16 protein-coding genes are annotated in these 14511 nt (G+C 46.1%); 13 read left to right on the top strand and 3 right to left on the bottom strand.

The window, feature by feature from the left end; genetic code table 11:
• Nucleotides 1-40: 40 nt before the first annotated feature.
• The 4 genes from pnp to HW988_RS07625 all read left to right on the top strand — a co-directional run bounded on the left by pnp (nucleotide 41) and on the right by HW988_RS07625 (nucleotide 4621).
• Nucleotides 41-2140 (top strand): polyribonucleotide nucleotidyltransferase, encoded by a 2100-nt coding sequence (gene pnp, locus HW988_RS07610; protein ID WP_142699880.1) that lies wholly within the window; start codon nucleotides 41-43, stop codon nucleotides 2138-2140.
• A gap of 98 nt (nucleotides 2141-2238) precedes the next feature.
• Nucleotides 2239-3459 (top strand): pitrilysin family protein, encoded by a 1221-nt coding sequence (locus HW988_RS07615; protein ID WP_255490263.1) that lies wholly within the window; start codon nucleotides 2239-2241, stop codon nucleotides 3457-3459.
• Nucleotides 3456-3905, top strand: a complete 450-nt coding sequence (gene dut, locus HW988_RS07620) for a dUTP diphosphatase (RefSeq protein WP_142699882.1) — start codon at nucleotides 3456-3458, stop codon at nucleotides 3903-3905. Before HW988_RS07615 ends, dut begins: the two co-directional genes overlap by 4 nt.
• A 215-nt stretch (nucleotides 3906-4120) precedes the next feature.
• Complete coding sequence (locus tag HW988_RS07625) at nucleotides 4121-4621, top strand: OmpH family outer membrane protein (RefSeq protein WP_181606946.1); 501 nt, start codon at nucleotides 4121-4123, stop codon at nucleotides 4619-4621.
• 192 nt (nucleotides 4622-4813) lie between these two features.
• Here the strand turns inward: HW988_RS07625 and HW988_RS07630 are convergent, their stop codons facing one another.
• The 3 genes from HW988_RS07630 to HW988_RS07640 all read right to left on the bottom strand — a co-directional run bounded on the left by HW988_RS07630 (nucleotide 4814) and on the right by HW988_RS07640 (nucleotide 6945).
• Nucleotides 4814-5377 carry a Yip1 family protein gene (locus tag HW988_RS07630; protein ID WP_181606948.1) on the bottom strand — a complete coding sequence of 188 codons (564 nt, stop codon included), beginning with the start codon at nucleotides 5375-5377 and terminating at the stop codon, nucleotides 4814-4816.
• A 228-nt stretch (nucleotides 5378-5605) separates the two neighbouring features.
• Nucleotides 5606-6274, bottom strand: coding sequence for a hypothetical protein (locus HW988_RS07635; RefSeq protein WP_181606950.1), 669 nt, complete (start codon nucleotides 6272-6274; stop codon nucleotides 5606-5608).
• Nucleotides 6275-6291: 17 nt separating this feature from the next.
• Nucleotides 6292-6945: a hypothetical protein gene (locus HW988_RS07640; protein ID WP_181606952.1), complete on the bottom strand. Its 654-nt coding sequence runs from the start codon at nucleotides 6943-6945 to the stop codon at nucleotides 6292-6294.
• Between the two features lie 79 nt (nucleotides 6946-7024).
• Between HW988_RS07640 and HW988_RS07645 the strand changes: the two genes are divergently transcribed.
• The 9 genes from HW988_RS07645 (at nucleotide 7025) to rpoZ (ending at nucleotide 14467) form a co-directional block, all read left to right on the top strand.
• Nucleotides 7025-7465, top strand: a complete 441-nt coding sequence (locus HW988_RS07645) for a hypothetical protein (protein ID WP_142699887.1) — start codon at nucleotides 7025-7027, stop codon at nucleotides 7463-7465.
• Nucleotides 7466-7542: 77 nt separating this feature from the next.
• Entirely contained in the window at nucleotides 7543-8238 is a 696-nt protein-coding gene (locus HW988_RS07650; RefSeq protein WP_181606954.1) for a polyprenol monophosphomannose synthase, read from the top strand.
• 64 nt (nucleotides 8239-8302) lie between these two features.
• A complete protein-coding gene (locus tag HW988_RS07655; protein ID WP_220128826.1) occupies nucleotides 8303-9094 on the top strand; it encodes an SH3 domain-containing protein in 792 nt (263 codons plus the stop codon).
• 79 nt (nucleotides 9095-9173) lie between these two features.
• Complete coding sequence (locus HW988_RS07660; RefSeq protein ID WP_181606956.1) at nucleotides 9174-9761, top strand: hypothetical protein; 588 nt, start codon at nucleotides 9174-9176, stop codon at nucleotides 9759-9761.
• A 78-nt stretch (nucleotides 9762-9839) separates the two neighbouring features.
• A complete protein-coding gene (mutL, locus tag HW988_RS07665; protein WP_181606957.1) occupies nucleotides 9840-11771 on the top strand; it encodes a DNA mismatch repair endonuclease MutL in 1932 nt (643 codons plus the stop codon).
• On the top strand, nucleotides 11771-12739 hold the full coding sequence (gene miaA, locus HW988_RS07670) for a tRNA (adenosine(37)-N6)-dimethylallyltransferase MiaA (RefSeq protein ID WP_181606959.1): 969 nt from the start codon (nucleotides 11771-11773) through the stop codon (nucleotides 12737-12739). Before mutL ends, miaA begins: the two co-directional genes overlap by 1 nt.
• A complete protein-coding gene (locus HW988_RS07675) occupies nucleotides 12736-13617 on the top strand; it encodes a YicC/YloC family endoribonuclease (protein ID WP_181606960.1) in 882 nt (293 codons plus the stop codon). The genes miaA and HW988_RS07675 overlap by 4 nt, the downstream gene beginning before the upstream one ends.
• 13 nt (nucleotides 13618-13630) lie before the next feature.
• Complete coding sequence (gene gmk, locus HW988_RS07680) at nucleotides 13631-14176, top strand: guanylate kinase (protein WP_246845901.1); 546 nt, start codon at nucleotides 13631-13633, stop codon at nucleotides 14174-14176.
• 51 nt (nucleotides 14177-14227) lie between these two features.
• Nucleotides 14228-14467 carry a DNA-directed RNA polymerase subunit omega gene (gene rpoZ, locus HW988_RS07685; protein WP_088614336.1) on the top strand — a complete coding sequence of 80 codons (240 nt, stop codon included), beginning with the start codon at nucleotides 14228-14230 and terminating at the stop codon, nucleotides 14465-14467.
• Nucleotides 14468-14511 lie beyond the last annotated feature (44 nt).

The following is a 14511-nucleotide window of genomic DNA, read 5'->3' on the forward strand; positions in this document are numbered from 1 at the left end:
CGGATGGCGAAAACGATTTTTCGCTAAATAAGGAGATTTAATGAAAACGACTGTAACTACTTCTGTAGGTGGAAAACAGATCACAATCGAAACAGGCCGTATGGCAAAACAAGCTGATGGATCAGTACTTGTTTCTTCTGGTAACAACATGGTTATCGTTACTGCTGTTTCTTCTAAAAAACCTTCAGAGATGGACTTCTTCCCTCTGACTGTTGAATACATCGAAAAATACTATGCAACTGGTAAAATTCCAGGTGGTTACTTCAAACGTGAAGCTAAACCAACAAACGACGCGGTTCTAATTGCTCGCTTGATCGACCGTCCAATCCGTCCTTCTTTCCCAGAAGGCTACCGCTATGAAACTCAAGTTGTGGCGACTGTTCTTTCTGCTGACGGTTCATTCCCTCTTGAAATCTTGGCAAGTTTGGGTGCTTCTGCAGCCCTTCACGTATCTGATATTCCATTCAACGGCCCAACGGCAGCAGTTCAAATCGCTCGCGTTGACGGTCAATTCATCGCCAACCCAACTCCACAACAAATGGAAAAATCCGACATGGATATGATCGTTGCGGGTACTCGCAATGGTTTGTTGATGGTTGAAGGTGAAACGAAATTCATCTCTGAAGCAGATGCTTTGGCAGCGTTGAAATTCGGTCACCAAGCATTGATCCCTCTTTTGAATGCGCAAGATGAATTGCGTGAAAAAACGGGTTCTGTAGCTAAACGCGCTTACACAGCTCCTTCTATTGATGCAGATTTTAAATCTTCTGCTGAAGCTTTCTTGCAGCCTAAAATCGCAGCAGCGCTTGCGATCAAAGAAAAACAAGATCGTTACGCAGCATCTGCAGCAGCAGCTTCTGAAGCTGAAAAAACTTTGTTGGCTTCCATCACTGACAAAGATCTTTTGAAACAACGTAAAAAAGAACTCAACACAATCATCGAAGATCTTAAATACAAAGAAGCTCGTTCGATGATCTTGGATCGCAAAGTTCGTATCGACGGTCGTAATACGACAACTGTACGTCCTGTAGCGAACGAAGTTGGTATCTTGCCACGTGCTCACGGTTCAGGTCTATTCACTCGTGGTGAAACTCAAGTTTTGGGCACGGTGACTTTGGGTACTGGTGACGATGAACAAATGGTTGATTCATTGTTGGGCGTTCAAAAACGCAAATTTATGCTTCACTACAACTTCCCTCCATACTCTGTAGGTGAAGTAGGTCGTATGAGCGGTACTTCTCGTCGTGAAATCGGTCACGGTAACTTGGCTGAACGCGCTCTTAAAGCGGTTCTTCCTGACCATGAGAAATTCCCATACACAATCCGTATCGTATCTGAAGTTTTGGAGTCTAACGGTTCTTCTTCAATGGGTACTGTATGTTCTGGTTTGATGGCTCTTCTTGATGCGGGTGTACCTGTTAAAGGAAACGTTGCCGGTGTGGCAATGGGTCTAATCAAAGAGGGCGACCGCGTAGCAGTCTTGACGGACATCTTGGGTGATGAAGATCACTTGGGTGACATGGACTTTAAAGTTGCAGGTACTGCTCAAGGTATCACAGCTGTTCAAATGGATATCAAAATTGACTCTGTATCTTTCGAAGTTATGGAACAAGCGTTGTCTCAAGCTAAAGACGGCCGTATCCACATCTTGAACGAAATGGAAAAAGTGATGAAAACTCCTCGTGGTCAAATCTCTGAATTTGCTCCACGTATCGAGACTATCAAAATCCGTCCAGACAAAATCCGCGAAGTTATCGGATCTGGTGGTAAAGTTATCCGTGGTATCACTGAAGCGACTGGCGTTAAGATCGAAATCGAAGACGACGGTACAATCCACATTGCATCCGCTGATCCTGAAGCAACTAAAAAAGCTATCGGCATGATCAACGACATCGTGGCAGAAGCTGAAGTTGGTAAAACGTATAAAGGCCGCGTAGTAAAAATCGCTGAATTCGGAGCTTTCGTTGAAATCCTTCCGAACACTCAAGGTTTGTTACACATCTCTGAGATCTCTAACGAGCGCGTTCGCGCCGTAACAGACGTTCTTAAAGAAGGCGAAACTATCGACGTAAAAGTTCTTGAAGTTGACCGTGCAGGTCGCGTGAAACTTTCTCGCAAAGCTTTGTTGCAACAACAGTAGACTCTGATGGCGCGCCAAAGTCGTAAGACCTCGGCGCATAGGAGCAGGTTATAAATACTTTGTTCAAAAAATCTGAACTTTCTAACGGGATCCGAGTGATGAGCGAATTTCATCCAGGGTCCCGTGCCGTTTCTATCGGTATCTGGGTTTTAACGGGGACTCGGGACGAGACTCCAGCCATTGCCGGCATGTCTCACTTGCTGGAGCATCTGGTATTCAAAGGCACTAAAACCCGCAATACTTATCAAATCGCAAAATCATTGGAATCCGTGGGTGGTGAGCTGAATGCTTACACGACTCGCGAGTACACGTGCTATCATGCGCTGGTATTAAAGGATCATTGGGAAAAGGCTTTAGACGTTTTGTCGGACCTGGTTTCCAATATGAATTTGCTTAAAAAAGAATTCGCCTTGGAAAAAGGCGTGATCTTACAAGAAATCGCGATGTCGGAAGACTCTCACGAAGACGTTATTTATGACGTTCTTTATGATGAGGCTTACGGCAAGCATCCATTGGGTCGTCCCATCTTGGGAACGCCTGCTTCGATTGCTTTGATGAAGCAAAAGCAGGTGATGGATTACTATAAGAAAAACTATACCGGCAAAAATATCATCGTGAGCGCGGCAGGTTGCCTGGATCACGACGAGTTTATGGCGGGTGTGCACAAGCACCTGGGTAAGAAAGCTAAATCCACACTTAAGAATACGCGCAAAAAACCAAATTGGTTGCGTCGTCGTCGTGTGATGGAAAAGCAATCAGAACAAGTGCATATGCTTTTGGGGCTGCCGACAGCGAGTTTCCGTGATCGTCATCGTTTTGAAGCGGTGATCACGAACACTCTTTTGGGTGGCGGCATGACTTCAAAGCTTTACCAAAGTGTGCGTGAAAAGCGCGGCTTGGTTTATTCGATTTTCTCAGGATTAAATACCAACATCGATTCTGGGATGCTGAATATCTATGCGGCTTCCGAGTTAAAGAGTGTCAAGAAAGTCGGCGAGTTGATTTCCAAAGAATTCCAAAAGATCCGTAAAAAGGGTGCGACTCGTTCGGATGTGGAGATGTTCAAGACGCAGGTGAAGGGCAGTATTTTGCTGGGCTCCGACGATATTGAAAATCGCATGACATCTTTGGCAGTCAATGAAATGGTATTTGGCCAATACAAGTCAGTGGATTCGGTGATCGAAGAGATCAACGAAGTGACGGTGGATTCGGTGAACGACTATATCCGCAATGAACTGACGACTGATAAAACATCCGGCGTTTTGCTGGGCACTGGTGTTGACGATCTCAAAGACTGGTGGGAGGAGTTTGAACTATGAATAAAGTAACTGTGAAAATTAAAACCCTTGAGAACTTTAAAGGTGAGCTTCCTCAGTATCAATCTGCAGGGGCTTCTGGAGTGGATGTTCGTGCCCAACTTGATGGCCCGGTTGTTTTGGAACCAGGTCAACGTGCGATGATCCCAACAGGTTTGAGCTTTGAAATTCCTTTGGGTTTTGAAATCCAAGCGCGTCCACGCAGTGGCTGGGCGGCAAAAAACGGTCTGACTGTTTTGAACACGCCAGGAACAATCGATGCGGACTATCGCGGTGAAGTTAAAATCATCGTGATCAATCTGGGCGATGCTGCGGTCACTATCGGTGATCAAGAGCGCTGCGCTCAATTGGTCGTGGCTCCGGTTTATCAAGCCAACTTTGTTATGGCTCACGAACTGAGCGAAACAGAACGCGGTGCCGGTGGGTTTGGTTCCACAGGCAGAGCCTAGTTTACAAAATTACCGACATTCTGGTCGTAGTACAAAGCCATGGTTGATAAAGCCGTGGCTTTTTTTGTTTATAAAGCTTTGGCTTTTGTGTTTATAAAGCCACGGATTTTATATCTATAGCGCCGTGGCTTTTTTATTGAGAGTGCGCAGGGTCAGTTTTTCAAGTTGCCAAGGTCAGGGGAATGAGAAAGGCTTACTTATCTAGAGGAGTTTTTATGAAAAATTTGATGATGATTTTGAGCGCGATGTTGGTTGTATCTGCGGCGAAAGCAGCCGACAGCAAAGTGGGTTTCGTGGATATGCAAAAAGCCGTTCAAGCAACAGCGGCTGGTAAAAAAGCCAAAGCCGAACTAGAGGCTGATTTCGGTAAAAAGAAAAAAGACATCGAGAAAAAAGAAGCCGAGCTTAAGAAATTGGGCGAAGAGATGGAAAAGAAAAAAGCGGTTTTGTCTGAAGATGCTTTGGGCAAAAAACAAGCGGAGTTCCAAGCTCAAATGATGAAATACCGTGAAGAAGTTCAAAAAAGCCAAATGGATTTGCAAAAAAAGCAAAACGAACTGACTGCTCCCATCGTAACTAAAATGAAAGAAGTGATTTCAAAAATCGCTAAAGAAAAAGGCTACACGATCGTGATGGAAAGCAATAACGGCGTTTTGTTCTCGACACCAGATTCAGATTTGACGGACGAGACGATCAAAGCTTTCGATAAGCTGTAAAAGGTACGGACTTACTTTCTCCAGTGATTTAAAAGCCGTAGAAAGTGATGGAAAAAAGTCCTATCGACATCCTGCAAATAATAATAAAAAAGGCATCCCCAGAGATGCCTTTTTTTATTGTGAAGTTCGCTTTTCGGTTGAGGATATTCTGATTCGGAGTAACGCAATCAGTTACCGCAGCGGAGGTGAAAGTTACATTCTTGCGACTTCGATGCGGTTGTAAAGCCATAGGAAGAAGACGCAGGCGAATAGGATTGTCACCAATCGCAAAGCGCGGCGCTTTTCCATTTGAAAGTTTTCACTTAAACCCACGGCCATTAACATTGCTGTGAAAGCGAAACCCACCAAGGTAATGGGTGGAATCAATTCCGAACCGGCTTGGAAAATAAAGAACGGGATGTTCGAGAAAAGGACCAGAGTAAAAATCAGGCGAAGCGAGCAGGTTCTTTTTTCGAAGACCTGGAAGTAGTAATAAATAAACACAGCTCCAAGCCAAGCCATGACGACTGCGATAAATGGAGCAAAAATCAAACCGGAGCCGATGCGGTAGATGTTCGGCGGAATCAAACCGGAAATCACACCCGAGATCATCGAGATCACAATGATCGTGATCAGCAAAGTCGACCATTTCCAGTCAGGAAGGTGCTTAATCTTCTGAACAGGATGGCGAAGATAATCAATCACGTAATTGAAAACTTCTTTTGCGGTTTGCATTTTTGTTTCTTTGCCAGGTGTCACATCACGATAGTCAGTCATATTCCCATTGCATCATGGGCCTTAGTAACAGGCAAGCAAGTTCAGCTAACAATGCCTAGAGGCCCTCGCTAGGGCTTTGGCCACTGCTTACCCCAAACTCCGCGACACGCCATCCGTGGCTCACCGTCGCCGGCTTCGCCGGTTCGCGCATCGTGCGCCGACGGAGGTCGCTGCGTGTAGGGTAAGCAGTGGCCAAAGCCCTAGCGAGGGCCTCGGCATTGAAGTTGTTTAATTGCCGTCTCTTAGATCCATTTCTGCTAGGGATTGTGACCTCTCTAGAAGAAGGCGGGCGTTTTGTAGTTGGGTGGCTTCGATCGCTCCTAGGGTGCTTAGAGTGGGGAGGTTGCGGCCGAATAGTAAAAGGCGATGGAGGTCGTAGGACCACTTTATGAAGAAACTGCCTTTTTTGGAGGGGAGGGTTTCTATAGTGGCTTGGGGAATGATCGGGGTTGCTAAAGAGGCAGTTGTGGGTTTGTTTTCCGTGCCGCTGATTTCGGTAATGCTCATCACGCAGTCGGGGCGAAGTTCGCGTAAGACGGAGTCGAACTCTTGGAGGGTGGTTGAGTCCATGATCATGTGGAATTTTCTTTTGGCTTCGTCTTGGGATTTTAGAAACTCTATCAGGCGGGATTGGCGCAGCAGAGGATTGCTCCATGGCAGTCTGAGGTGGAAGACTTCGTAGCCATGCTCTGCCAGGTACGAGGGATAGATGTTCCAATAGTTTGAGAAATAGAAAAAGCTGCGTTGGCCGGTGACGAATAACAGGGGCCAGCGGGTCAGTAGGCAGTTCGGTTGGAGTTCTTGATCGTAGTGTTTTTGGGCGCGCGCTTTGTTGGTCAAAACGGCTAAGGCGACTAAGAAAACGAAGAGGCTAAGAAGTAGGGCGAGTGTATCCACTCGCCCAGTATTGCGAATTAAAGAGAAGTGTTCAAGCGAAACGCGAAATCAAACGAGTCTTTGTCAGAAGGTTTGTTAACCAGGGCTGTGCGCGCGCTGGCTTCAACACCGACAGAGATGTTTTGGTGGATTTGTGCGAACAAGCCGCTGGCGATAACCAAAGAAGGCGTGGTTTCATCAACATGCAAATCTTGAATGGCATTGTCGTACTTCATCATGCGTGCAGAAAGACCTGTGCTTAAAGAGTAATTCCAAACGCCCTGGATCGCATTGGTGTAACCAAATTTACCTTCCAGCTCACGCAATGAGAATGAATCGCTGGAGCTGTCGTTCGAACCATAATTGCGGAAGATCACTTCGCCATAAAGATTGCGAGAGCTTAGATCGCGACCCGCAGAAAGTTGAACCCCTGTGGTGCGGCGATTGAAATTCGCACCACTTGTCGACACATTTGTAAAACCATTGACGTAACCAATACCGATGTGTGACTGAGGGCCATCAGCATCTTTTTTGATTTGTTCGTAGCTGGATTTTTTTTGGCTCAATTCATTCACCAAGTCGTCATAGCTGACTTCCTGATAATCCGCGCCAGAAGCGGCCCAGACCATTGTAGAGGAGCAAATTGTAAAAAGGGAAACTACAGCGAATTGGATCGTTTTTAGTTTAGTCATAAGGTGATTCTAGCAAGGCTTTGTCATTTCTCAAAAATTGATCTTTCTTTCTAGACCTTGTTTCCGGCAGACTAGGTATATGTTTTCTTTTTTCAAATCCAAGCACAATTGTTACTGCGCCTTTTGCAAAACTCCCCGCAATATTTATCGTAAGAAAAATATCGGGTTGATGAATATCTTTGCAGCAGCGATGGCCTCGATCGTGGTGATGTTCGCGATCTGGCAGGAATACGATCCGCGTGTGATGATTGCTTTTGTGGTGTGCTTGGCGATCTCGGAAGTGTTTGTGCAAATCCGCTGGCGCTTGTCGGTGGTGTGTCGCACTTGTGGCTTCGATCCGATTCTTTATGTTAAAGATTCCGCTGCTGCGGCAGAAAAGGTGAAATTCCAATTGGATCTGCGTAAGCAAGATCCCAAGTATCTGCTGACGAAACCTTTGAATTTGCCGACCATCACACCTAAGAAGGTGGAAGCTTTGGAAACCAAGGGTAAAGGCAAGCTCGTTTCGCGATCTATTTAATGAAATAGCCCCATTTTACGCTTCATGGCCCTGCCGGAGTTGTTGCCAGCCGCAGAGGTTTATGCCAATTTAGGGGCATGAAAACTCTGATTGTGATCCCTACATACAATGAAAAAGAAAATGTGCAGACTATCGTGCCTGCAGTCTTTGCTCAAAATTTGGGCGTTGATATTTTAGTTGTCGATGACAACTCTCCGGATGGAACAGGTTCCATCGTTCGCGAGATGCAAAAAACTCTGCCTCAATTGAATCTTCTTTCTCGCCCGGGCAAACAAGGCTTGGGGAAGGCCTATATCGCTGGTTTTCGCTGGGGTATTGATCAGGGGTATGAGGCCATCGTGGAGATGGATGCAGACTTCTCGCACCGCCCAGAAGACTTGGGTCCTCTGTTGAACACTTTGAAAAACAATGATTTTGCGGTGGGTTCTCGTTATGTCGAGGGTGGTCGCACCGTCAACTGGGGTCTCATGCGCAAGATTATTTCTCGCGGTGGTGGTATCTATTCTCGTCTGATCCTGGGGTTCCCATTGAATGATTGGACGGGTGGTTTCAATGCCTGGAAAAAGGAAACTTTGATCGGCATTGATCTGGCAACTGTTGAATCCAACGGTTACAGCTTCCAAATTGAATTAAAATACAAAGCCATGAAAAAAGGCTTCAAGGGAGCTGAATCTCCGATCGTTTTTGAAGACCGTCGCGTGGGACAAAGTAAAATGTCTTTGAAAATCGTGCTTGAGGCTTTCTGGCGTGTTTGGCTTATGCGCTTTAAGTAAGACCGTTTCACTTCGAATTTTTCGAAGTGCGGCGGCTTTGCTTTTCTTATTCTGTCTGGTTCCTATGATAGTGCTTGCGCAGGCACAAAAAGGAACTGTCATTGCCGATGAGGCTCAAGTTTATAAAGACCCTGATTTTGATGCTCCCGTGATGGCAGTTTTAAAACAGGGCCAGGTCTTACAAATCTCCAAAGGAAAAAAAGGGCCTTTCTATAAGGTTCGTCTGAAGCCGGGAAAAACGGGTTGGGTTTCTGATGCGGAAATTCGTCCTGGCGTGATCACAAAACAAGACATGCATGAAGCCGCACAAGAGGCCGAGGAAGCGGAAGAAGCCTCGGCTCGAGGCAAAAGACCTTTCTTTGCCAGTCGCTATCGTGGGCTTTCGTTGGATTTTATCGACTATGCGGAAGACACGATGGGTGGTCGTCGCAATGCTCAAACGATGTTCTTCGGTTTGAAGTTCAATGGTTACAACACGCTTTTTTCAGGCGACATGTATACTGAAAGCAATATCCTGTTTCACTCGGGTGCGCCGTCTTACTACAAAGACTATACAGGTTATGACGGTAGCGGTTACATCGTGATTTTGGATTTCTTGTTTCAAACGGTTTTACCCAAAGGAAGAGATCTGATTTTCTTTTACGGCTTTGGACCAATGTTTAAGTACTCGCACTTTGATCTGACTTTAACGGGCTCTCAAGATCCGTACTCCGCAGACGATATGACTCTGGGAGTTCTGTTTAATGTGGGGGCTGCGTATCGAATCAAGCGCGTGTCGATCCGTCCCGATCTTAAGTATTACTGGGAAAAATCCAGTTATTGGGGTTACGGAATCAACTTAGGCCTCGACTTCTAAAAATGGATTCACATTAAGTTTAGCTTTTGCCGCGCGTTAAGGGTGACGAGTTGGACGCAGGTGGGTTACAACGCCGTTCATGTTTAAGTCTATTTATCTTATCGGTTTGGTTTCGGTTCTTTTCTCTTCTTTGGCATTTGCTGGCGATATCAATGCGGCATTTGATTCTATCAAAAATACCGGAGCTAATTTTGATCCCGATGGCGCTGTTTGCGAAGAGCTTGAACGTGTTCGTTTGTCTCAGCAGTATCCTTCCGATAAGTTTTTGATTTCAGGCGATATTGAGTACAGCACAGGTGGTCAGACCGTGGGTGAGCTTGATACGGTTGTGATAGACCGCGCTACAGGCAAAGTCGTTTTGTTGGGTGAAGTAAAATGCTGGAAGAATTTTGATGGAGCTTTGCTTAAAGCCAAATCTCAGTTGCAGCGTTTCTTCTGGAACCTTCAACAAAACCCAGCAGCGATGGCTTTTACGTCATATGACGGTATTCAGTACTCTGCAGCCCAATTTCCATTAGACACCCCTGTTTACACAGTGGGTCCTCAAGGGGCCGTGGCTAAGGGCTTTACCTATGAGTTTGATCTGACACTAAAGGAAACTCATCAGCTCAGAATGATGCTTCTAAAGTGCCAACAAAATAACGAGTGCCCGGGTCCTCAGCACTAAAATTACGCGTCGCACATGCAAAAACCGGCAGGCACCTTTTTGGTGATTTAATCAGTCCTGTAGGGCATCTTTTCGCCCATGTCTATTCAAGTTTTATCTCCGGAAGTTGTCGATCAAATTGCCGCTGGCGAGGTGGTCGAGCGTCCTGCGCATCTTGTGAAAGAGCTGGTTGAAAACTCCATCGATGCGGGTGCCACTCGCGTGCATGTGGAGTTCTTTGATGGCGGTCGTATTGTTAAAGTCATCGATAACGGGAAGGGCATGTCTCCTGAAGATTTGCCGAAAGCCTTGGATCGCTTTGCGACCAGTAAAATTTCAAAATCAGATGATCTGTGGAGCTTAAAAACCTTTGGTTTCCGCGGGGAAGCTTTGGCGAGTATTTCCTCGGTTAGCAAAATGACTTTGACCACTCGTCGCGAAGGTGATGAGCAAGCTTTCCAACTGGTAAGTTTGTACGGAAAAAAGCAACCGATCGATCGCGTGGGTGGTTCCCAAGGCACGACCGTGCTGATGGAAAATCTTTTCGAAAACATGCCGGCACGGTTGAAGTTTTTAAAATCAGATGCAGCAGAGCACACGGCGATCAAAACGACTTTGAAAGCGATGGCGCTGGCTCACTTTGATGTGGAATTCCGTATTCAGGAAAATAGCAAGCTGGTTAATTTCTGGCCGGCCTGCAAAGACCGTAAAGAGCGCGCCGAGCAAATTCTTGAAATCAAGCCTTTGTTCGTGGGTGAAGCTTCTCGTGAGTATGTGAAGGCCTATGCGGTATTCGCAGATCCTCATAATGTCGCTAAGACTGCTAAAAATATCTGGTTGTTTGCGCAGAACCGTTGGATTCAAGATCGCAGCCTTCAAGCTGCAGTGAACGAAGCTTACCGCAGTCTATTGATGCACGGTGAATTTCCGATCGCAGCTGTTTGGGTGGAAACAGATCCTGAATACATCGACGTGAATATTCACCCGACAAAATCTCAAGTGAAATTCCATGATCCTTCGCTGGCGTTCCGTGCTGTGGCCGGAGCTTTGCGGGGCACTTTGGAAAAAGCTCCTTGGATTCAGCAAAGCGGACAGCTTCGTTCGCAAGCGCAATTTGGTTCAGCTGGTGGAGCTGTTGATTATTCAGATCCTGCAGCGACTTATCCTTCAGCAAAAGGTCTGCCGAATTTTGCGACGAGCGAAAATGGAGCAAAGGTTGCTCAGCCTGAGATGCCAAAAGAAAATCTGGCCTTCCAGGATTCTACTTTCAAAACCACTCAGTTCCAGAAAAAGGACTTCAGTTTTCCGACGACATCAGTTCAGCAACCTCAAATGAGTTATCAAACTTTGGCCGAGGCTGCAGAGTCTCGTCAGAATTTTGAAATGCCTGCGAAAGCCGAAGTAAATTCATTGAATACTGAAACTGTGGCTCCGGTGAGCGGCGGTTACTGGTCATCCCTGGAAGTTTTGGGACAAGCGAATCTAACATACATCGTGACTCAGCATCGCGATAAAATGGTTTTCGTTGATCAACATGCGGCCCACGAACGTGTGGCTTATGAAAAACTGATGAATGCCTGGAAAGGTGGGAAAATTGATATTCAAGATTTCCTTTTTCCTTTAGCGATCGACATGTCTCCCGAAAAAGTCGAAGGTCTTTTGTTATTAGCAAAAGACATCGAACGCCTGGGTGTATTCATTGAAGCCTTAGGGCCCGGCACTGTGGGCGTAAAAGCCGCTCCGTTGTTCATTAAAGAATCTGTACTAGGTAAAGTCCTGGATCGCATGGCCACAGAAGTGGTGGATCAAGGTGGCAGTTACTCTTTGGAGCGAGCTGTGGGCGATATCTGCGCAACCATGGCCTGTCATTCCGTGGTGCGTGCGGGACAAGCGTTAAGCATCGATCAAATGAAAAATCTTTTGCGCGAAATGGATCACTTCCCACTTTCAAGTTTTTGCCCTCATGGTCGACCGGTGAGTGTGGAATATCCTTTCTATAAACTTGAAAAGGACTTTGGACGAATCGTTTGATGAATATCAATAAGCCCGTCATTTTCGTTGTAGGTTCAACGGCCACTGGCAAAAGCGAGTGGGCGCTTAAACTTGCGCAGGAATTTAAGGGCGTCATCATCAATTGCGATTCGGTTCAGTGTTATACCAAAGTTCAAATTGGTGCGGCAAAACCTACGGCCGAAGAGCTGCAGTTGGTGCCTCACCATCTGGTTAGCTATGTCGATTCTCCGAATGAAAGCACCGCTGGCAGCTATTGTCGCGACTTTGCTGAGGTGATGAAGAATCTTCCTGAAGGCGTTCCTGCATTTGTGGTGGGCGGCACCGGTTTTTATTTTATGGCCATTGAAAAGGGCATGTACCCGGTGACGGAAGTTTCGGAAGAAATGAAAGCCCAGGTCGCCAAGGAAATGGCAGAAACTGGTGGGGCGGCAAGACTTCATGCCGAATTAAGTGCTGTCGATCCGGAGTATGCCGCGAAAGTAAATATCGCCGATCACTATCGCATTGGTCGTGGTATTGAACTTATTCGCACTCAAGGTAAAGGCGTGACCCAAATTCAAAAAGAATTTGATGAAAACAAAGAGCCCTTTGCTTATCCACTTTTGAAAATCGGTCCTGATTGGGAGCGTGAACGTTTGCGCGAGCGCATTGCTTTGCGCACTCACAAAATGCTGAAGGACGGTTTGATTGATGAAGTGGAAAAACTCCTCGACCAAGGTTTGGAGGGGTGGGCGCCTATGAGTAGCGTTGGTTATAAAGAAACCATTGATTTCATCAAAGGTCGCATCAACGAGGATGAGCTTTTAGAACAAATTACGACAAATACTCGCCAGCTGGCGAAGCGCCAAAAAACCTGGTTCCAACGAGACAAAGACATCCACTGGTTCGATGGCGCCCGGGGGTATTTGGAAGCTCGGGGCGTGGTCGAGAAATTCTTGAACTCTTTGACCACAAATAGCGCTCCCGACAAGAATGGAATTATATGAAAAGTATGACTGGTTACGGAACTGCGAAAGTTCAATCAAAAGATGTTTCTGTGGAAGTTAGCATTCGTGCTGTGAACGGACGTTTTTTGGAAACGCGCTTTCATTTGCCGCGTGAATTCGTAGCCCTCGAGGGGGAGCTTAAAAAGACTTTGAGCGCTTCTTTGTCACGCGGGACCGTTGATATTTTTGTTTCCCGTAAAGTCAAAGCTTCGGCTTCGGGTAAAGCGCAAATGACCGTCAACGATGCCTTGGTTAAAAAATACGTTTCAGCTTATAAACACCTGGCAAAAGAATTGGGTATTTCCTACCAAGTTCACTTGGAAGCGATGGCTCGTTTGCCAGATGTGATTAAGGTTGAGGAAAGCTATGAGCTTTTCACTGGCGAAGAAAAGGTTTTGAAAAAGGCCTTTGCTGAAGCCTGTGCAAATTGTGATAAAGAGCGTGTGCGCGAAGGGAAGTCCCTTCGTAAAGACCTGGAAAAGCTTTTGGTGGCTTTGGATAAAGAGATCAAAGTCATCACGGATCTTCGTGAGGAAGCCAATGCGCAACTTCAGGAACGTTACGAAACTAAGATTCGCTCTCGTATGAAGGGGAACGAAATTGATCCGGCACGTCTGTCTCAGGAAATCGTGATTCAGCTGGAAAAAGCCGACATCAACGAGGAATTAAGCCGCTTGACTGAGCATATTAAGAATTATCGCCAACTGATTGCCTCTCAGGATGCTGAAGGTAAGAAGCTTGATTTTTACACTCAGGAATTGCTGCGCGAGGTGAATACGATCGGTTCTAAGTCTCAAGTAGCCAAGATCACTCAAAGCGTGGTACAAGCGAAAACCCTCATCGAAAGATTAAGAGAACAGGTTCAAAACGTTCAATAATATGAAGACGCGAATGATTATTGTCGCTGCCCCGAGCGGCGCAGGAAAAAGTAGTTTCGTAGCAAAGGCGATTGAAGAGCTTCCAAAGCTCGTGGATATCGTCACGTTCACGACTCGCAACATTCGCAAAGGGGAGAAAGATGGCCTTCAGTACCATTTTATCTCTCACGATGAGTTCAAACAAAAAATCGAACAAAACTTCTTTGTGGAGTGGGCGAAAGTTCACACCAATTTCTACGGAACGTCCTACGAGTCCCTAGAATCCACGTGGAAGGCCGATAAGTGCGCCATCATGGATATCGACATCCAGGGCGTGCAAACGTTCAAATCCAAATATCCCGATGCTAAGACCATCTTTATCCTTCCGCCCTCAATTGATGAGCTGCGTCGTAGAATTGAGAAAAGGGACGGGGGCATGCCTGCGGATATCGAAGTTCGCATGGCCAATGCGGAAAAAGAGATCGCCGAGGCCGAGAAGTTCGACTTTCAGATCGTGAACGACAACTTCGAGCATTCCTATGCCGAATTTAAGAAAATCATTGAAAAGTTACTAGCTTAAGGGTAATTTCCTCGTTTGAATCGATGAATTATTTGCGCCCGGAGGCATTAAATGGCTCGTGTAACCGTTGAAGATTGCTTGGAAAAAGTTCCTAACAGATTTGCTCTTGTATTGATGGTTGCTAAAAGAGCGAAGCAACTTCTTAAAGGTGCTGAAGCGACAGTTTCCACTCGTTCAAACAAATACATCGTATCTGCGCTTCGTGAAGTTGCGATCGGTAACGTTGGTTATGAAGTTGCGATGGATCCGAAAGACGCTCTTCTTCAAATCGAAAAAGACTTGAATAAATAGTCTAGGACGAAGGTCCTAAGTTCCTAAAAATACTAATAAATTCC

Origin of the sequence: Bdellovibrio sp. KM01, assembly GCF_013752535.1 — a bacterium.
GTDB lineage: Bacteria > Bdellovibrionota > Bdellovibrionia > Bdellovibrionales > Bdellovibrionaceae > Bdellovibrio.